Origin of the sequence: Thiorhodococcus minor, from assembly GCF_010820565.1 — a bacterium.
Lineage (GTDB): Bacteria > Pseudomonadota > Gammaproteobacteria > Chromatiales > Chromatiaceae > Thiorhodococcus > Thiorhodococcus minor.
The window spans coordinates 55,138-72,951 of record NZ_JAAIJQ010000002.1 but is presented as its reverse complement, the minus strand read 5'-3'; the positions used below and the strand labels follow the sequence as shown (position 1 = coordinate 72,951).

Sequence of the window (17,814 nt, the reverse complement as noted above, 5' to 3'; positions counted from 1 at the left end):
GCCGCTCGAGCCAAGGGCCGATGCGAGGATCGGCCGCGCGGAAGCTGTCTAGATCTTTTCCTTGATGCGAGCGGCCTTACCTGTCCGGCCGCGCAGATAGTAGAGCTTGGCTCGGCGGACGTCGCCCTTGCGCTTGACCTGGATGGCGGCCACGGCCGGGCTGTAGGTCTGGAAGACACGCTCCACGCCTTCGCCGTGCGAGATCTTGCGGACCGTGAAGGCGGAGTTCAGACCCCGGTTGCGGATGGCGATCACCACGCCCTCGAACGCCTGCAGACGCTCGCGGCTGCCCTCCTTCACCTTGACCTGGACGACAACGGTGTCGCCGGGGGCGAAGTCAGGGACTTCACGGTTCATTTGCTCTTGCTCGAGCTGCTGAATGATGTTGCTCATGGTTTCCTTGGCTCCTGTTCTCACCCGGCGCCACCGTGACGATGGGCCAGCAAAAATTCGTCTAACAGCGCCCGCTCGCTGTCGTCGAGACCGCGGCGCTCGAGTAAATCCGGTCGGCGCAGCCAGGTCCGTCCCAGCGCCTGCGCGAGCCGCCAGCGCGCGATGGCGGCGTGATCGCCGCTTGTCAGCACGGGCGGCACCCTACGGCCTTCGATCTCCTCAGGCCGCGTGTAATGCGGGCAATCCAAGAGCCCACTCATGTGCGAATCCTGCATTGCGGACTCTGCATGACCGAGCGCCCCGGGCAGCAGACGGATGACGGCATCCAACACCACCATGCAGGGCAGCTCTCCGCCGCTCAAGACATAGTCGCCGATCGACCATTCATCGTCGGCGTAGGCATCGAGCAGCCGCTCGTCGACGCCCTCGTACCGTCCAGCGACGAGGATCCACCCAGGCGTGCGTGAAATATCGACCATTGCGGTCTGGTCGAGCACCCGTCCCTGCGGCGACAAGTAGGCCACCTTGCTTTCCGGGGCACTGGCCCGCGCGGCCAGGATGGCATCGCGCAGCGGCTGGACCTTCATCACCATTCCCGGCCCACCGCCGTAGGGCCGATCATCCACGGTGCGATGGACGTCAGTGGTGTAGTCGCGAGGACTCCACAGGTGCAGCTCGGCGAGACCGCGCTCCAGCGCGCGCCCGATGACACCCTGCTCCGTCAGGATGCGGAAGCTGTCCGGAAAGAGCGTGATGACATCGAACCGCATTGCTCTCTATCCACGGCCAGCCGGATCGGCGAATCGCGAGGCGAAGGCCGCTTCGGTCGCAATCGCGGTCAGAAATCCGGATCCCAGCTCACACGGATCCGTCGATGCTCGAAGTCGACCTCTCGCACGACATTCTCCCAGTCGAACGGGATGAGCCGCTCGCGATCCCCCTGCACCACCATGACGTCGTTGACGCCGGTCGAGAAGAGGTGACTGATGCGTCCGAGTGCGGTCCCTGCTCCGGTCTCGACGTCCAATCCCTCCAAGTCGATCCAGTAGAATTCGTCCGGACGTGGCGGCGGAAGCTGGCTTCTCCGGATGGCGATCTCGCGGCCGACCAGCGCGGTGGCTTGATCTCGATCCGTGCACTTCTCGAGTCGAGCGATCACGCCCTTGCCGTGGCGCTTACCCTCTGCCACGCGCGACGGCTCGGCATCAGGTCCGAGCAGCCAAGGCTGGTATCTCAGTATGCCTTCGCGGGGATCCGTCTCGGAGAAGACCTTGACCCAGCCCTTGATTCCGTAGACGCCGGAGATGCGTCCCAGGACGATTCGGGACGACTCGGTCTGCCCGCTCAACGCCGGAGGTTGCCGCGATACCGTCTCAGGCAGCGACTGCTGCCGCCTCGCGCGCAGCCTGCTTCAGCAACTGCTTCGCGCGATCGGTCGGCTGCGCGCCCTTGCTGACCCAGTAGCTAGCGCGCTCGCTATCCACGCGCAGCCCGACCTCGCCACCCTTGGCGTTCGGGTTGAAGAAACCGAGCCGCTCGATATAGCGGCCATCCCGCTTCGAGCGAATATCGGCGACGACGATCTGATAGAAGGGGTTCTTCTTCGAACCACCCCGAGACAAGCGAATCGTGACCATGTGCTTTCCTGGCTCAAGACTGAAATCTGGCGATGCGGGACCGCCCCGCAGGTAAACGCGCAAATATACAGAATCTGAAGAGAATTGGAAGCACCAAATTCAGCTCAATGGCGCGACTCAGCGGCTCGTCGACTCAGCAAGAGGCTCGACTCAGTGGTCCGATCCGGCGTTCTCGTCCCGCACACGCGCGCTCGCCGCGGTCAGTGCCCGCCTCAGCTCGGCCTCCAAGCGCCCGAGCTGCTGGCTTGCGGCCGCGCGCGCGCGCTGGCCCTGGTCGGCGATCGTCAGGCTCTCCTCGATCGTTTCGATCAGAGTCCGATTCGCCTGTTCCACCGCATCGATATCGAAGACGCCGCGCTCCACCTCCCGCCTCGCCTGCGCGTTGGCGTTCTTGAGGCTCTCGGCGTTCGCGCGCAGGAGATCGTTGGTAAGGTCAGTCGCGGCCGACAAGGTCTCGGCCGCGCGCGCAGAGCGATAGATGGTCACGGCCCGCGCCAGCTGCTGTCGCCACAAGGGGACGGTATTGAGCAGCGTCGAGCCGATTTTATCGATGAGGCTCTTGTCGTTCTGCTGCACCAGCCGAATGCTCGGTAGCGCCTGCATGGCTACCTGACGCGTCAGCTTCAGGTCGTGCACGCGGCGCTCGAGATCGTCCCGGGCGGTGCACAGGTCTCTCAGCCGTTGCGCTCCCAGCAAGTCCTGACTCGCCTCGACCTCGGCGGCCAGCACGGGGAGCGATGTCGCGTCAAGCTCGCGCAGCTTCGCCTCACCCGCGGCGATGTAGCCCTCCAAGGCACGGAAGTACTCCAGGTTGGCCGTATAGAGGCGATCCAGCGCCGCCACATCCGTCAACAAGCCTGTCTTGTGGCGCTCTAGATCACGAGAAATGGCTTCGATCTGGTCGCGCACCGCCTCGTACTGACGCAGAAAACGGACGATGGGCCGCCCTCTCCCCAGCAGTCGGCCGAGCAGCCCGGATCCCCGGCTCGGATCGAGGCCATCGACATCCAGCCCTTTGAGTGTCGTGATCATCTCAGCCAGTGACACCCCGGCCGCCCCGACGTCTTTTGCGCGCACGCCCTCGAGCATCCGATCGGAGATCTCCGTCAATCGCTCCTGCGCGCGGGCGCCGAAGTGAAGCACGGAGTGCGTATCGGAGAGATCCAGCTCGCTCAATAGCCGCTTGACTTCCTCCTCGGATGCGGCTGGCGAGGACACCTCAATCTCGGGCGCCAGCGAGGCGGCCGCCAGCGCCCCCGAATCGTCATCTGAAAAGGGATGCCACTCGGAGGCCCGCGCCGCATCACCCACGCCCGAGCCCGTTATGCTCGAGCCGTCGAGCTCGCGATTCGTCATAAAGAATCAACTCCGCGCCAATCGGCATCGCCCCCAGACGCCCAGGGCATGGCCGAAACGATAGGCCCCGAGACCCGAGACGCCCCGCAGACCTCCAAAGCCCCGCGCCGCCGCCTCCACTATGAGGTATCCATGGGCTCGAGCACGGCCATCCGCAACCCTAGAACAAAGGCCGGCCGTGCCAGCACATACCAGGACGCGCCGGCCGCTCGAACACGCTTGGGAGGACGCACAGAGAGCGCCGCTATCGACATCCACATGGCCCCACGGAGACAGCCCCCTCATTGCTCACCAGTCGTTTCCGACGAACGGCCACATTACCTCTTTTGCAATCATACTCTCGTATGCATTGCAGCCAAGCCAGCGGCCTTCCGGGATACGAACGACCACCAGTAACCACGTCGAGCCACCCCGCAGAGAATGTCAGAAGTCGCCGCCACCTTGTCGACTGCACTGCTTGTCACGACTTGAAAACAGCCAAAAAAAAAGACACCTCTTTGAATAAATAGAATTTTCTGCAAAGGCACGGAATTTGACTCAGCTCCGACCCTCACGACGACATGATGCGGCCTCGGGCCCATAAAGAGCACCCCTACCGCACCCTAGACCAAAACGGCGACTCCATCACAAAGGGACGCCTACCTGGTACCAGCTTCACAGTCCGGACAAGAAAACAACAGAAACGTCACTCAGCGGTGACAATTCCTGTCCCAGAGTTGTTATGCTTCAACCATACACCGAGCCAAAGAAAAGGGCACCGTTGGGACCAGAGTCGTATCGATGAAGCGGCTATTCACCACCAGCCGACAATCACGCGACCGCCGTCCGACTCATCAGGGACCTAATCCGTCATGCGCGAGCTACTTGTTGTTTCTAAAGACGATTTAACCGATGACATCGCCCGTTTCCTGAGCGAGAACGGATGGTCTCTGTGCTATGCACGAAGCCCCGAAACGGCGTCCAAGCTCGCTGACGAGCGAAAGGTCCTCGTCGGTGTCGTCCTGTTCCCCACCTCACGGGATACACGGCTCAGTGCCCAGCTGCAACAAACTGTTGCCGAGCTACCACAGGTTAAGTGGATCGCCGCGCTGACGGAGCAGATGCTTAGCGAGCGTGAGATCAAGCACTTCGTCGCCGAGCACCTCTACGACTTCCACGTCTATCCCCTTGAGGGAGAGCGACTGACCACCGTCCTGGGCCACGCCTATGGGATGGCGCGGCTGGAGCGCGAGCTGGCTCACCACCAGGAGATCAAGGTCCCGAGCCGCTTCGGCCTCGTTGGTGAAAGCCCCCAGATGCGCCATCTCTACCGGATGCTCCAGCGCGCTGCCGAATCGGACGTGTCAGTGCTCATCACCGGCCCGACCGGCACGGGCAAGGAGCTGGCGGCTCGCGCCATCCACGATCACTCCGAGCGAGCCGATGGTCCCTACGTCGCCATCAACTGCGCGGCGATCCCCCCATCGCTGTTGCAGTCAGAGCTCTTCGGCCACGAAAAGGGATCCTTTACCAGCGCCAACGCCCGCAAGTCCGGCTATATCCAGAGCGCGGCCGGGGGCACGCTGTTTCTCGACGAGATCGGCGACATGCCGATGGAGTCCCAGGCGACGCTGCTACGTTTCTTGGAGGACAAGATCGTCACGCCCATCGGAAGCACGCGCGGAAAGCATATCGACGTGCGCATCCTTGCCTCGACCAACGTCGACCTCGAGGGGGCGATCCAGAACAAGCGCTTCCGGGCCGACCTCTACTATCGCTTGGCCTTTCTGACGGTCGAGACCCCGGCATTGAGCGAGCGCGGCAAGGATATCGAGCTGCTCGCGCGGCATTTCCTCGACGAGGTCACGCGAGACGCCGGGACCCGCCAGCTCAAGATCGGTCAGGATGCACTCGCCACGCTGCTCAGCTATGCCTGGCCGGGCAACGTCCGCGAGCTGCGCAGCGTGATCTTCCAGGCCGCGCTCAGCTGTGAAGGGCTTACCATTCAGGCCAGCGACCTCAAGATCCAAGGCCATCCCAGAGGCCCGTATGGCGCACATGGCGGGCACGGCAGGGATGCCCCGGAGAAGCACAACGGGGCATCCGCCGGTCACTATGTCATCGGAACCCTGAAGAGTGCGCGCGAGGAATCCGAGAAACGCAACCTGGAGTATGCCCTGGAGCGCAACGCCTGCAACATCACGCGCACGGCACAGGATCTCGGCGTCTCGCGGATGACGCTATATCGCCTGATGGCGAAGCACGGTGTCGAGCGCAGCGCGATCGAATCGAGCAACTAGCCGCCGATCACCGCCGCCTCCCCCATGAGCGCCTGACCGGGCGGAGAACGCCCCGGCCAGGCGCCTCTCGACCAAGCATCCGAGCAGCTCGATCGGCCCCAGTCGGCGACCGGCCGGGCGCCTCCGCTCGCTCCAACCGGGCCTGTCCCGACTCACCTTTCGAGATTCCGCATTGCCCACCCCGGCGGCGGTTCCGTATGCTCTCGGCTTCGATGTCACTCGAGGTCCAGAGAACGACCGCCTATGTCAGTCACAGCCTGGCTCAAGTCGCAACGGCCACTCGCGGGAAAGGCGCTCGCCCACAGCATCTGGCTGAGCACCGCCAACGGCCTCTTCGCCATCGCCCAGGCGTGGCTGCTGGCCGTCGTCCTCAACGGCGTCATCTTCGCGCAGGCGGGTCTGGCAGCCGTTCGCCCCTGGCTGTGGGGTCTGCTCGGCGTCTTCCTCGTCAGGGCGCTCATCGTCTGGCTCGCCGAGCGGGCCGCCTTCCAAGCGGCGGCCAACGTGCGTGTCGCCCTGCGCGACCGGGTCTACCGGCACCTTCAGACGCTCGGCCCCAGCTATCTCGCCGGTCAGCGCAGCGGCGCAATCGCCGAGACCCTGACCAAGGGGATCGACGACCTCGAGGGCTACTACGCGCGCTTCGTGCCGGCAATGACCCTAGTGATGATCCTGCCGCTAGCCATCCTCACCGCCGTCATTCCGACCGACTGGCTGGCCGGGCTGGTGCTCCTGGTCACGGCGCCCATGATCCCGCTCTTCATGATCATCATCGGCTCCGGCGCCGAGGCCCGCAATCAGCGCCAGTGGAAACAGCTCGCACGCATGAGCGCGCACTTCCTCGATGTGATCCAGGGCCTGACGACGCTCAAGCTGTTCGGAGCCAGCCGCCGCGAGGTCGATGTCATCGCCCGCGTCTCAGACGACTACCGCGCCAGCACCATGCAGGTGCTGCGGATCGCCTTCCTGTCTTCTGCCGTCCTGGAGTTCTTCGCCAGCGTCGGCATCGCCCTGGTCGCCGTCTTCATTGGATTCCGACTCTATGATCTCGCGGTCCCCGTGCCATCTTGGATCAGCGTCCCCGACATCGGCTACCTGCAGGGGCTCTTCGTGCTCATGCTCGCGCCGGAGTTCTACGCGCCGCTGCGCAATCTCGGCACCCAGTACCACGCCAAGATGGGTGCGGTCGCCGCGGCCGAGCGCCTCATCGAGTTCCTCGGAACAGAGCCGAGACAGAGGCTAACCGGCACTCAGCAGCTCGCCGACGCCCGCCCGCTCGGGGTGCGTTTCGACGCCGTGCACTTCAGCTACGAGGAAGGCCGCGAGGCCCTGCGGGGATTGACCTTCGAGATTCCGCCGGGGCAGCGCATCGCGCTAGTCGGCACCAGCGGCGCCGGCAAGACCACCGTGGTGAGCCTGCTGCTCGGGTTCTTGAGCCCGACCGAGGGCCGCATCCTCGTTGGCGAGCAAGCGCTCGCCGACATCGACCTGGAGGATTGGCGCCGCCACCTCGCCTGGGTCCCTCAGCAGCCAAGACTGTTTCAGGGCACGATCGCGGACAACATCAAGCTGGGAGCACAGGACGCCGACCTCGAGGCGGTCCGCGAGGCCGCGCGACGCGCCCGGGCGGACCAGTTTATCGAGGCGCTGGCGGCCGGCTACGACAGCCTTGTCGGCGAGCGCGGCGCAGGCCTCTCCGGCGGCCAGATCCAGCGCATCGCCCTCGCCCGCGCCTTCCTGCGTGACGCACCACTGGTGATCCTGGATGAGGCGACGGCAAACCTGGATCCGGAGAGTGAGCGCCTGGTGCAAGAGGGCATCGACGAGCTCGCGCGTGACCGCACGCTCCTGGTCGTCGCACACCGGCTCGCAACCGTGCGCGGCGCGGACCGCATCCTGGTGCTCGACCGGGGACGTATCGTCGAGCAGGGCGCACACCAGGAGCTTGCCAGCACCAGGGGGCTCTACGCTCGGATGATCGCCGCCTATGGCGGCTCGGAGGATGAATCGACCTCTGCAATCGACACCGGAGAGCGCAGATGACAGAGCTGAGACGCCTCTGGATCCTGTTCCGGCCCTATCGCGGCTGGATGCTGCTCGGGACGCTGGCCGCCATCCTGACCCTGATCGCGAACGTCACGCTCATGGCCGCCGCCGGCTGGTTCCTGACCGCAATGGCCGCGGCCGGCATCGCTGGCGTCGCCATGAACTATTTCACGCCGGCCGCTCTCATCCGCGGCAGCGCCATGATCCGCACCGCCGGCCGCTATGGCGAGCGCCTGGTCAATCACGAGGCGACCTTCAGGCTCATCGCCAGCCTGCGCGTCTGGTTCTACCGTCACTTAGAGCCGCTAGCTCCCGCGCGGCTACAGCAGTATCACAGTGGCGACCTGCTCAGTCGCATCCGCGCGGACATCGATGCCCTAGACAACCTCTACGTCCGCGTGCTGGTGCCCGTGGTCGTCGCCAATATCAGCATACTGCTCTTCACCGTTTTCCTCCTCTTCTATCATCCGCTGCTGGCGATCTCCGGGCTGAGCTTCCTCATCGTGGCGGGCGTCGGCCTGCCGATCTGGTCGCAGCTGCGAGGACAGGCACCGGGACAGCGCATCGCCGAGGACGAGGGGACGCTGCGCACCGCCGTCGTCGACGGCGTGCAAGGCATGGCCGAGCTCACGCTCTACGGCGCGACCGAGCGGCAAGCACAGCGCATCGACGGGCTCAGCCGCCGCCTGGTCGCGGATCAATCCCGTCTCAGCAGCGACCATGGCCTGACCCAAGCCGCCGTCGGCCTCTGCGCCAGCCTGAGCCTCTGGGTGCTGCTGTGGCTCGCCATTCCCATGGTGCATGACGGCACGATCCTCCCCCCGCAGCTGGCAATGCTCGCACTCTTCACCCTAGCGAGCTTCGAGGCCGTCGCACCCCTGCCCCAGGCCTTTCAACTGCTGGGCCGCACCCTGGCCGCAGCGCGTCGCCTCTTCGCCATCGTAGACACCCAGCCCGCGGTTCCGGCCCCCAGCGGCGCGTCACCGATGCCGCGAGGATTCGACGTCGAGATCGCCAACGTCAGCTTCAGCTACCCAGAGGCAAACAAGCCCGCACTCTCGGAGATCTCGCTGCGGGTTCCCGAGGGTGGACGCGCGGCCGTCATCGGGGCGACCGGCTCGGGGAAAAGCACCCTTTTCAACCTCCTGCTGCGATTCTGGGCGCCTAGCGCGGGCACAATTCGCGTTGGAGGCAAGGATATCCTGGATTTCCACGGCGACGACCTAAGACGCCATATCGCCGTCGTCAGTCAGCACACCTACCTCTTCGATGCGACCATTCGCGAGAATCTGCTGATCGCCAATCCAGAGGCATCTCAGGGGTCGCTCGAAGCGGCCTGCCGGGTCGCCCAGATCCACGATTTCATCAGCGAGCTTCCCGATGGCTACGACACCTGGGTCGGCGAGACGGGCGTTCGCCTCTCCGGCGGCCAAGGCCGTCGCATCGCGGTGGCGCGGGCGCTGCTCAAGGACGCCCCGATCCTATTGCTCGACGAGCCGACCGAGGGCCTGGACGCGGCGACCGAGCGCGACCTCATGCAGGCCCTCGGCAAGCTCATGGCCGGCCGGACGGTCCTGCTGATCACACATCGCCCGGCGGGACTGGACTGGGTCGATCAGGTGCTCGTCCTCGACCAAGGCCGCGAGCTCGCGCGGGGCGACGCCTCGGTGGTGCCCAAGGCCACGGCAGCGACGCTTCTGGCGGTCGGGCCAAAGATCGCGGCCAAGACTTCGCAGTGAGGGCAGTGGGCAGTCAGGATTGTACGGTGCCACCGGCGACCTGCACCTAGGGTCGCCAGGCAGCTTACGCACCTCGTTAGGGAGACGCAGCGACCGAGCTCAGCCTGAGCCCCGCAGCTTCTTCCGCAGGCGCTGGCAGCGGCGCTCGCGCTCCTCGCTTGGCGCCAGCGCCTCAGCGTATTCGAGCGCGCGCCCAAGGTTATGGCGCTTGTGCTCGTGATACTTGGCCAAGGCGCTCAGGGCCTCCTGGCTGCCTTGGGTTGCTAGCCCTTCCCAGATCGCACAGCAATCCGTCCAGCGACCCTGCCGCCGGTAGAGGTCGGCAAGGTCCAGGCGTCCGGCGTCCGTCAGCCGGCCCGACGCCGCCTCCAGGAGCCTCAAGGCTTGCGCCAAACGGCCCTGCGCCCAGTGATGTCTGGCGACGGCATGCGGATCCGCGCCATAGCTGTTCGGGTCCTCGAAGGCCTCGCCCAAGACGGGGACCAGTCCGGCGAGCGAGAGCAGATCCCAACGGTTGTGACGCAAGACGCCGCCGAGCGACGCCATCTCGCCACGCTGAATCCAGCCAAGCCATGCGGCCGGCGCCGCCGATCCCGGCAGGTCATCCTCACGTGCGAACGCGAGCAGCTTGGACTCGGCGCTCATCAGTCTGCAATCTGACCAGACGCGGCCGAAGGCGCGGCGCACCGGGGCCAATAGATCGAGATGCCAGAGCTCACCGAATGGATCGGGCCGACCGGCGAGACGAAAGCGCGTCGTCAGCAAGGGCGCATCGAAGGCGCGGCCGTTATAGCTGACCAGCATCGCTGGCGCTGACAGCTCGCCACCGACGGCCTCCAAATAGGCGGGCTCGGCATCCAGGCTGGTGAGCAGATACTGACGCAGGACCCAGGTCTCTGGCTCTGCGATCAGGATCCCGGTCAAAAAGGCCCAGGTCCCAGTCCCCCCCGCCAGCCCGCTCGTCTCGGTATCCAGAAACAACAGAGGTCGCGGCGCGGCATCGGGAGACGCCCCACGCCAAGCAAGCTCCATCAGACTCGCCGAGGCCCGTCCGGCGTCGGCAATCTCCGGCTTCAGCAGGACACGACCATGCCTCAGACGCGCGCCAAGCCGACGCTCCACCAGGAGCACCCCGGGCGCAACGGGCTCAGCCCCGAGCTGCTCGGCCAATTCATCCTGGTCTCCCGTCTTCGAGCGCGCCCGTTGCGGACCGACCATCAGCCTGCGCACACGCTCGGAGAAGGAAGGCTGCTCGGGCAAGGCGGCCGCAGGGGCCCGTGCAGGTGCCTCGGCGAGTCCGCTTTGCCCGCGCAGTCGCCTCAGGCGGTCAGCGACGGACCGTTCGGGGCCGGGCACCGGCGACTCGCCGCCGCGGCTGTGGCGGCTCTCGGAAGAACTGAATCAGCCCCAGCACCAGGCAGGTCAGCGTGACCCCCAGCCCGAAGGCCGAGTAGACGGCGGAATGCAGATAGCCCGCCTTGACGCGATCCCAGTTGTTGATACGCGCCCGGAAGAGATCCGGGGTCACGAAATAGGCCATGCCGTCCCGGCCCAAGGCGGTCAATGAGGAGCGCTTCAGGTGGTGACTCAGAGGCTCGTTTTCCAAATAGATGCGGAAGCTGTCTTCCGTCGCTTCGAGCGGCAGCGCCTGCGTGCGCGGCGTCCACCAGATCTGGTCATCGCCCCAGATGGCGCGACCATAGTCCATGCCCGCCATTGAGCCGGCAATCGGCGTGCCGATGAGTCCGATCAGCAGCGCCGCATTCATCCTTCGCGACATAACAAAAGCTCCAACACCGCGAGTGCGGCCTGGCGCGGCGTCAAGGCGCGCTCCTCGTCTCCCGGCAGCACCGGGCCGACGCAGGCCGGACAGCCCGCGGCGCAGGAGCAGCCGGCGACGAGATCGCGCGCGTCGCTCACCAGCCGCCCTGCGGCATCGAAGAGCGGCGCGGAAAGACCCACCCCGCCAGGGTAATTGTCATAGAGAAAAAGGGTCGGCTCGAAGCGGTCCTGCTCCGCCGGGTCCAGGGCGTCATTGCCAGGCCCGCGCATCTGACCGCGCCCATCGCCGCCGACCACGGCGAACCAGGTCCCCTGCCCGTCCCCGACGGCGCGCCCGAGGTCGTGCAGCTCCGCCATCGCCCTGAGGGCGGCGACATGATGCAGGGCATAGGCCGCGCCGAGAAAGCCCTCGATCGCCTGCTGGCGGTCCGGCAAGGCGGCCTCCAGGGCGCTCGGCTCGGCCTGCCACCAGACCGAGGTCGTATGCAACTCCTGGTCGGGAAGATCGATGTTGCCATAACCGATGTTGTCATGGCTGTAGTAGCGAATCTTCTTGTAGCCGGGATAGCGGCGCACCAGATGCACCTCGCCGTTGGCCGCGACGCCACGCCCGAGCACGGCCCCCTCGAAACGGTCGAGGATCTTGAGCCGGGTGTAGTCGATGGCGTCGGTATAGTAATCGGCGCGGGTGCGGGTGACGAAGGCCTTGCGGCCGGTCCAGTCCAGACGCTCCACCTGATAGGGCTGGGACTGCACCATGTAGATGGCCCCTGCGTAGATGGTGCCGGGCGCCGAGCTGTAGTCGACCTCGGCGATGATCGTCTGGGCGCCGTCGGTGGTGTCGATGACGACGAAGTTCCCCTCGGCGACGGAGCGCAGGGACACCGCATTGGCCGGGTAGCTGTCGGCGACCCAGTACCAGCGGTCGCCTTGATGCTGGAGCACGCCCTCGTCGCGCAGATAGCTCAACATCTCGCCCAGATCCTCGCCGCCGAAGGCATCGCCGTCGCGGAAGGGCAGCTCGAAGGCCGCGCAGCGCACATGCTCGAGCAGGATCAGGAGCTGGTCCGGATGGATGCGGGCGTGCTCGGGCGAGGCCCCCAAGAGCATCTCGGGGTGACGGATCAGGAACTGATCCAGGGGATCGGTGGTGGCGACCAGGACGCCGAGCGATGGCCGCAGCCGGCGCCCTGCCCGCCCGAGCCGCTGGAGGGTCGCCGCCACCGTGCCCGGATAGCCGTTGAGGATGGCGACATCCAAGGAGCCGATGTCGACGCCCAGCTCCAGCGCCGAGGTCGCCACCACCAGATCGACCTTGCCCGCGCGCATCGCCTGCTCGCCGCGGCGACGCTCGCTCGGCAGATAGCCGCCCCGATAGGCCAGGACGCGGGCGGGCCGGCGCGGGTCGTGATCGAAGACGTCCTTCAGGTACTTGGTGATGACCTCGACCATCAGCCGCGAGCGGGCGAAGACGATGGCCTTGAGTCCGACCTTGGCCGCCATGCGCGCGATACGGGTGGTCTGTGAGCGGGCCGAGGCGCGAATCCCCAGGTCCGGATTGATGACGGGCGGATTCCACAGCAGCAGATGCCGCTCGCCCTGGGGCGCGCCGCTCTCCAGGATGGCCTCGACCGGCTCGCCACAGAGGCGCTCGGCCAGCTCCGCCGGGTTGGCGATGGTGGCCGAGGCGAAGATGAAGGTCGGCTCCACGCCATAGAAGCGGCAGATCCGCCGCAGCCGCCGAAAGACGTTGGCGACGTGCGAGCCGAAGACGCCGCGATAGCTATGCAGCTCGTCGACCACGACATAGGCCAGCCCCTCGAAGAACTGCGCCCACTTGGTGTGGTGCGGCAGGATCGCCTGATGGAGCATGTCCGGGTTGCTGACGACGATATCGCCACGGGTGCGTACCGCCTTGCGGGCATCGCCCGGGGTGTCGCCGTCGAAGGTGAAGGCCTTGATGCCGGGACCGCCCGCCGCGCTCAGAGCGCGGCTCAGCTCCATGAGCTCGGCCACCTGGTCTTGCGCCAACGCCTTGGTCGGGAAGAGATAGAGGGCCTTGCGGCCGCCGGACAGGACGGACTCGAGGACGGGCAGGTTGTAGCACAGCGTCTTGCCGGAGGCGGTCGGCGTCGCGACCACCAGATGTCTTCCGACGCGCGCCAGGTCCCAGGCCTCGCGCTGATGGCTGTAGAGGCGCTCCAGGCCGCGGTTGCGCAACGCCTCGGCCAGCGCCGGCGGCAGATCGGCCGGAAGGTCGCGCCACTGCGCGGACCGCGCGGGCGTCGAGCGCGTCGCGGCGATTCTGCCCCGATACTTCGCCGCCAGGCGCGCTTCCAAGCGGAGCACCTGCGGAGAGTCGGCATTCAGTGAAGCGGGCGAAGTGGTCATGGGCGGCTCGAAGGGTCGGAAGCCGCGAATCCATCTCTATCAGCTTCGCCAGTCTGTACAATGCGGCGGCTCATCTCTCAACCATTGGAGACATCATGGCGAAGTATCACATCTACGGGATCGGGAACGCACTGGTCGACATGGAGTACGAGGTCGCTATCGAGGATCTGGGCATCCTCGGCATCGACAAGGGCGTCATGACCCTGGTGGATGAGCAGCAGCAGGCCAGCATCATGAATCATCTCAAGGATCACCACCACCAGCGCGGCTCGGGTGGCTCCGCGGCCAACTCCATCATCGCCTTCAGTCAGTTCGGCGGCAAAGGCTACTACTCCTGCAGGGTCGCCGACGACGAGCTGGGGCACTTCTACATGCAGGACCTCGTCGACGGCGGCGTCGACACCAATCACCACACCGAGAAGGATCCCGGGGTGTCGTCGCCGCTCAGGATGCGTTGCGGGACTCCCAGTCGCCCCAACGCCCTCGCGACAAGACAGCCTTTTAGCCCGGGCTCGTCCCGCTCCGGGGGCTGGCTACGGCTCTGCGCGCCTGCGCCACTCCCCTGCGACGAATGACTCAACGGTGTGCGGGATGCGCTCTGCATATCGCCTCCGCGCCTCGGGCACAGCCCTCGGCACTGCGGCGCTACGCCCGCGCCCACACCTACCCGGGGCCGCTCGGCTGCGCTGCGCTCTCCATGCCTCGCGGGAAGGCCACACCGGCCGCTGCGTCGTCCTGGTCACGCCGGACAGCGACCGTACCATGTGCACCTTCCTGGGGGTAAGCGGCAACCTCTCCTCCGACGAGATCGTCGCGGATGCCCTGCGCGCCTCCGACTGGTTCTACACGGAAGGCTATCTGGTCACCTCGGACTCCGCGCGCGCCGCTGCGATCGAAGCGAAGCGGCTGGCCGATGCCACCGGCGTCAAGACGGCCATCTCGTTGTCCGATCCCAACATGGTGAAATTCTTCAAGGATGGCCTGCTCGAGATGATCGGCTCGGGCGTCGATCTGCTCTTCGCCAACGAATTCGAGGCCATGGGCATGGCCGGGAGCGACGACCTGAACGAGACCCTGGCCTACATGAAGACCATCGCCAAGCGCTTTGCCATCACGCGCGGCCCCAAGGGCGCACTGGCCTGGAACGGCCAGGAGCTGATCGAGATCGACCCGGTCAAGGTCGAGGCCGTCGACACTGTGGGTGCCGGGGACATGTTCGCAGGCGCCTTTCTCTATGGTCTGAGCCAAGGATGGGACTTCCAACGCGCTGGCGATCTCGCCTCGGCAGCCTCGGCCAAGCTCGTCACTTCGCTCGGCCCGCGGATCGCCGCTGAAGAAACCCAACGTATCCTGAAGACGTTCGCCTAGGACGTCATCGGCGTCGATCATCGGCCCGCCCACGCGGTCGAGTCGGCGCCGCGCACCCTGCAAGCACGTTACCTGGGCAGGGCGCCCCGGCGTCGAGGTCGCGTGATCGCGGCGGGACGCCGCTCCTCGCTTCCACCAACCGCGGGCTTGGACCTCGGGATCATCGAAGCACGCGCATCTCGGCCTGAGACTGCGCTCACAGGTCGTACCGCTCGGATGCGAGCGGTGCCGGCAGGGCCGCCACCCGACCTCAATATCCCAGCGGACCGGCCGATACCTCCTGCGATCAAAGAGCGCCCGATTACACGCAGCGGTCAGATTCCCTCGACGGCAGCCCCGAAAAGGGCCAGGCGAAGTGAGACCCACTCGACATTACGCGTCTCGCCAACTCGCTAGCATTGCCGGTAGTGGGAGAAAATCCGTCCTTCACTTGAAAGGCGACCCCGGACACCTGGGAGCCGGGCTGAAGATTTTCGGTATCGCCAAAAGGCTAGGGAGACGACACCATGTTGAGCTTCGATGCACCCTCGCTGCCTTCACCGCTCGTCATGCGGGAATGCACGAGACCGCGCTTCGATGGCAATTTGGAGAAGTTGAAGGATTGGCTTGCCGTGCTCAGAGGCGCGGGCGTGCGACAATCTGGTCCAGCGCTCTTGATGGCCTTGGAGAATCTGCGCAAGGAGGACGTCAGCGCCAAACGCAGACTGACAATTCTGTCGACGCTCAAGGTGCCCATCCTCAAGACCTGCGCGGGCTTGCCGAAACCCTACTCGGGCGAGAGCACGGAGATCGACCGGAGCTCCGGAGTCACGCTCGAGCAGCGGCTGAACCGGCTCATGTTCGCCAACCTGCTCCAGGCATTGCGCCAGTTCGACCAGGAATACCCATTGCCGAGCGGTCGTCAGCTGCGCCGCCGCCAGTGGACCATCCGCAACGCCTTCCGCTTCGCCAACCGCCAGATCCGCTACGCCGGGCTTTGGCGAACGCCCATTCCACCGGGAACTTGGCGAGATGTACACGAGCTCTATCTCTACTTGATGTCACGCCGCCACGGCAGCTCCTGGGAGCCAGGCGCGAGCTCCGGCACGATCGGCGACTTCGATCCGAGTTTCGAATACAAGCTTTTGCTGCTGCTCGGCTTCGCCCTCAAGACCAAGCCATCCGTCGTGCAAAGCGAGTACTTCATGGACGGCCTCGAGGGCTGGGCGGTTCAGACCCGCCTGGATGATCCTCACAACTTGCTCGGACGCATCAGACTCATTATCGTGGGAGTTTCCGAAGACGGACCGGCACGCCAGCTTGAAAGCACACTCGACAGCCCGTTCAGGGGCTGGGTGCTCCAGCCACCCTACCCCTATATCCACGAGATCGAAGATCCCTTCGGCGGCACCGCCTTCGGCATGCAGCCCCCAGGTCTCGCACTATCGGCCTGACCGCGGATGAAGCTGCTAGCGGTCGACACCTCGGGTGAGGCTTGCTCAGCGGCGCTCCTCATCGACGAGGCGATTCGGCAAAGACTGCAGATCGCCCCGAGACGCCACGGCGAGCTGATCCTATCAATGATGCAGGAGCTGCTCGACGAGGCAGGGCTGCAGCTTCAAGATCTGGACGCCATCGCCTTCGGGCGCGGACCGGGCTCCTTCACCGGAGTGCGCATTGCGGCATCCGTGACTCAAGGCGCGGCCTTCGCGGCGGAGCTTCCGGTCGTGCCCATCTCCACCTTGGCCGCCATGGCCCAAGGCCAGTTCAGACGCACCGGCGAGCGCCGACTGCTTGCGGCCTTGGATGCGCGTATGGACGAGGTCTACTGGGGATGCTATGAGATCGGGGCCGAGGATCTCGCCAGGATTCAGGGCGAAGAGTGCGTCAGCCCCCCGAATCGGGTCCCAGCCCCGCCGAGCGGGGACGCTTGGATGGGTATCGGCCCTGGATGGTCGGCTTACCGAGAGATCCTGCGGGCGCGTCTAGGGGACGCCGTGCAAGCGACGCGGCCGGAGGCAGTCTGCGAGGCCCATGACATCGCCACCTTGGCCGTCGCCGAGCTTCGCGCCGGCCGCCAGCTGCCTGCGGAGCGCGCCATTCCCGTCTACCTGCGCGATCGGGTCACGCGCACCGCCTAGAGGCCAGTGACGATCGCGGTCCCCGCACCCATCCGCACAGCCATCCGTCCCAACGTCCAGGCCTTGAGCGTCAGGTGGACCGGTAGGGTGGGCGAGCGAGAGAGACTGTGAAGAAATTCTGCGTAGGTTGGGCTGAGGTACGAAGCCCAACATGGCGGCTAGCCTAACGCTTTGATTGTTGGGCCTCCTGCGTCGGCCCAACCTACAGCAATCTGCGATCTTGCGGTGCGCTTGGATTACTCTCACAGTTTCGAGAGCGAAGTCCACCGAATCCCGTGCTGTTGGCGGACTGCGCCGCGCTTGTCCGGCTGTCAACGGGAGACCGGGCCAATCGACGATCTCACGCCAATGCCCTTAGGCGAGACCCTTAGCGACAGGCCGTCGAGCCTCAGCCCGAGCCGGCACGCGCCTGGCCGTTCAGGGCGCGCTTGACGCTTGGCGACGTCGCATGCCCGTGCCGGCAATGTCGCCGCAAGCAGCTCAGGACATAATGGACCAGCGTAACGCAAACACCCGAGAAGACCGTGACTGCAATGAGCGCGCGCTGCCAAGCGTCCATGGCCGCCAGCCCGAGCATCAGCCAGGTCATGCCGGCGACGAAGGCGGCAACGGCGAGCGCCACGACGAAGGGCCAGCGTGACTGGCTACATTTCGGACAGAGTTTCATGTCTGTACTCTCCTCGAGTCTTGAGGGCGAGCCCTC

At 65.7% G+C, this 17,814-nt stretch carries 15 protein-coding genes and 1 pseudogene; 7 read left to right on the top strand and 9 right to left on the bottom strand.

The genetic code is table 11. The features are described from left to right. Positions 1–48: 48 nt before the first annotated feature. The 5 genes from rplS to G3446_RS00940 form a co-directional block, all read right to left on the bottom strand. Complete coding sequence (gene rplS, locus G3446_RS00960) at positions 49–393, bottom strand: 50S ribosomal protein L19 (protein ID WP_164450517.1); 345 nt, start codon at positions 391–393, stop codon at positions 49–51. A 20-nt stretch (positions 394–413) separates the two neighbouring features. Then, positions 414–1,163 carry a tRNA (guanosine(37)-N1)-methyltransferase TrmD gene (gene trmD / locus G3446_RS00955; protein WP_164450516.1) on the bottom strand — a complete coding sequence of 250 codons (750 nt, stop codon included), beginning with the start codon at positions 1,161–1,163 and terminating at the stop codon, positions 414–416. 68 nt (positions 1,164–1,231) lie between these two features. Continuing rightward, a complete protein-coding gene (rimM, locus tag G3446_RS00950; RefSeq protein ID WP_164450515.1) occupies positions 1,232–1,741 on the bottom strand; it encodes a ribosome maturation factor RimM in 510 nt (169 codons plus the stop codon). Between the two features lie 25 nt (positions 1,742–1,766). Continuing rightward, positions 1,767–2,030, bottom strand: coding sequence for a 30S ribosomal protein S16 (rpsP, locus tag G3446_RS00945; protein ID WP_164450514.1), 264 nt, complete (start codon positions 2,028–2,030; stop codon positions 1,767–1,769). A gap of 150 nt (positions 2,031–2,180) precedes the next feature. Beyond that, positions 2,181–3,386 carry a toxic anion resistance protein gene (locus tag G3446_RS00940; protein ID WP_164450513.1) on the bottom strand — a complete coding sequence of 402 codons (1,206 nt, stop codon included), beginning with the start codon at positions 3,384–3,386 and terminating at the stop codon, positions 2,181–2,183. Between the two features lie 851 nt (positions 3,387–4,237). Between G3446_RS00940 and G3446_RS00935 the strand changes: the two genes are divergently transcribed. The 3 genes from G3446_RS00935 to cydC all read left to right on the top strand — a co-directional run bounded on the left by G3446_RS00935 (position 4,238) and on the right by cydC (position 9,450). Beyond that, the gene (locus G3446_RS00935) at positions 4,238–5,665 is read left to right on the top strand and encodes a sigma-54 dependent transcriptional regulator (protein ID WP_164450512.1); all 1,428 of its coding nucleotides are present in this window, start codon (positions 4,238–4,240) and stop codon (positions 5,663–5,665) included. Between the two features lie 243 nt (positions 5,666–5,908). Further along, positions 5,909–7,708, top strand: coding sequence for a thiol reductant ABC exporter subunit CydD (cydD, locus tag G3446_RS00930; RefSeq protein ID WP_164450511.1), 1,800 nt, complete (start codon positions 5,909–5,911; stop codon positions 7,706–7,708). Next, entirely contained in the window at positions 7,705–9,450 is a 1,746-nt protein-coding gene (gene cydC, locus G3446_RS00925) for a thiol reductant ABC exporter subunit CydC (RefSeq protein WP_164450510.1), read from the top strand. Before cydD ends, cydC begins: the two co-directional genes overlap by 4 nt. A gap of 99 nt (positions 9,451–9,549) precedes the next feature. Here the strand turns inward: cydC and G3446_RS00920 are convergent, their stop codons facing one another. The 3 genes from G3446_RS00920 to G3446_RS00910 form a co-directional block, all read right to left on the bottom strand. Continuing rightward, positions 9,550–10,710: a ribonuclease H-like domain-containing protein gene (locus tag G3446_RS00920; protein ID WP_164450509.1), complete on the bottom strand. Its 1,161-nt coding sequence runs from the start codon at positions 10,708–10,710 to the stop codon at positions 9,550–9,552. A gap of 67 nt (positions 10,711–10,777) precedes the next feature. Continuing rightward, positions 10,778–11,230 (bottom strand): hypothetical protein, encoded by a 453-nt coding sequence (locus tag G3446_RS00915; protein WP_164450508.1) that lies wholly within the window; start codon positions 11,228–11,230, stop codon positions 10,778–10,780. Further along, entirely contained in the window at positions 11,215–13,623 is a 2,409-nt protein-coding gene (locus tag G3446_RS00910; protein ID WP_164450507.1) for a DEAD/DEAH box helicase, read from the bottom strand. Before G3446_RS00910 ends, G3446_RS00915 begins: the two co-directional genes overlap by 16 nt. Positions 13,624–13,718: 95 nt before the next feature. Here G3446_RS00910 and G3446_RS00905 point away from each other — a divergent pair. The 4 genes and pseudogenes from G3446_RS00905 to tsaB form a co-directional block, all read left to right on the top strand. Next, positions 13,719–14,048 (top strand): annotated as a pseudogene (locus G3446_RS00905) (PfkB family carbohydrate kinase); the annotation flags it as partial. A 166-nt stretch (positions 14,049–14,214) separates the two neighbouring features. After that, a complete protein-coding gene (locus tag G3446_RS00900; protein WP_245232227.1) occupies positions 14,215–14,991 on the top strand; it encodes an adenosine kinase in 777 nt (258 codons plus the stop codon). Between the two features lie 506 nt (positions 14,992–15,497). Beyond that, on the top strand, positions 15,498–16,424 hold the full coding sequence (locus G3446_RS00895) for a hypothetical protein (RefSeq protein ID WP_164450506.1): 927 nt from the start codon (positions 15,498–15,500) through the stop codon (positions 16,422–16,424). A gap of 6 nt (positions 16,425–16,430) precedes the next feature. Then, on the top strand, positions 16,431–17,111 hold the full coding sequence (gene tsaB / locus G3446_RS00890) for a tRNA (adenosine(37)-N6)-threonylcarbamoyltransferase complex dimerization subunit type 1 TsaB (RefSeq protein ID WP_164450505.1): 681 nt from the start codon (positions 16,431–16,433) through the stop codon (positions 17,109–17,111). Between the two features lie 388 nt (positions 17,112–17,499). On the opposite strand, the gene G3446_RS00885 is transcribed toward tsaB, so the two are convergent. Then, entirely contained in the window at positions 17,500–17,778 is a 279-nt protein-coding gene (locus G3446_RS00885) for a hypothetical protein (RefSeq protein WP_164450504.1), read from the bottom strand. Between the last annotated feature and the right edge of the window lie 36 nt (positions 17,779–17,814).

What these genes read in the sequence shown, in the direction of transcription:
- G3446_RS00940 (WP_164450513.1), bottom strand. Translation starts at nt 3,386, where the DNA reads ATGACGAATCGCGAGCTCGACGGCTCGAGCATAACGGGCTCGGGCGTG.
- G3446_RS00885 (WP_164450504.1), bottom strand. Translation starts at nt 17,778, where the DNA reads ATGAAACTCTGTCCGAAATGTAGCCAGTCACGCTGGCCCTTCGTCGTG.
- rplS (WP_164450517.1), bottom strand. Translation starts at nt 393, where the DNA reads ATGAGCAACATCATTCAGCAGCTCGAGCAAGAGCAAATGAACCGTGAA.
- G3446_RS00900 (WP_245232227.1), top strand. Translation starts at nt 14,215, where the DNA reads ATGCGCTCTGCATATCGCCTCCGCGCCTCGGGCACAGCCCTCGGCACT.
- rpsP (WP_164450514.1), bottom strand. Translation starts at nt 2,030, where the DNA reads ATGGTCACGATTCGCTTGTCTCGGGGTGGTTCGAAGAAGAACCCCTTC.
- cydD (WP_164450511.1), top strand. Translation starts at nt 5,909, where the DNA reads ATGTCAGTCACAGCCTGGCTCAAGTCGCAACGGCCACTCGCGGGAAAG.
- G3446_RS00910 (WP_164450507.1), bottom strand. Translation starts at nt 13,623, where the DNA reads ATGACCACTTCGCCCGCTTCACTGAATGCCGACTCTCCGCAGGTGCTC.
- G3446_RS00915 (WP_164450508.1), bottom strand. Translation starts at nt 11,230, where the DNA reads ATGTCGCGAAGGATGAATGCGGCGCTGCTGATCGGACTCATCGGCACG.
- trmD (WP_164450516.1), bottom strand. Translation starts at nt 1,163, where the DNA reads ATGCGGTTCGATGTCATCACGCTCTTTCCGGACAGCTTCCGCATCCTG.
- G3446_RS00895 (WP_164450506.1), top strand. Translation starts at nt 15,498, where the DNA reads ATGTTGAGCTTCGATGCACCCTCGCTGCCTTCACCGCTCGTCATGCGG.
- tsaB (WP_164450505.1), top strand. Translation starts at nt 16,431, where the DNA reads ATGAAGCTGCTAGCGGTCGACACCTCGGGTGAGGCTTGCTCAGCGGCG.
- G3446_RS00935 (WP_164450512.1), top strand. Translation starts at nt 4,238, where the DNA reads ATGCGCGAGCTACTTGTTGTTTCTAAAGACGATTTAACCGATGACATC.
- cydC (WP_164450510.1), top strand. Translation starts at nt 7,705, where the DNA reads ATGACAGAGCTGAGACGCCTCTGGATCCTGTTCCGGCCCTATCGCGGC.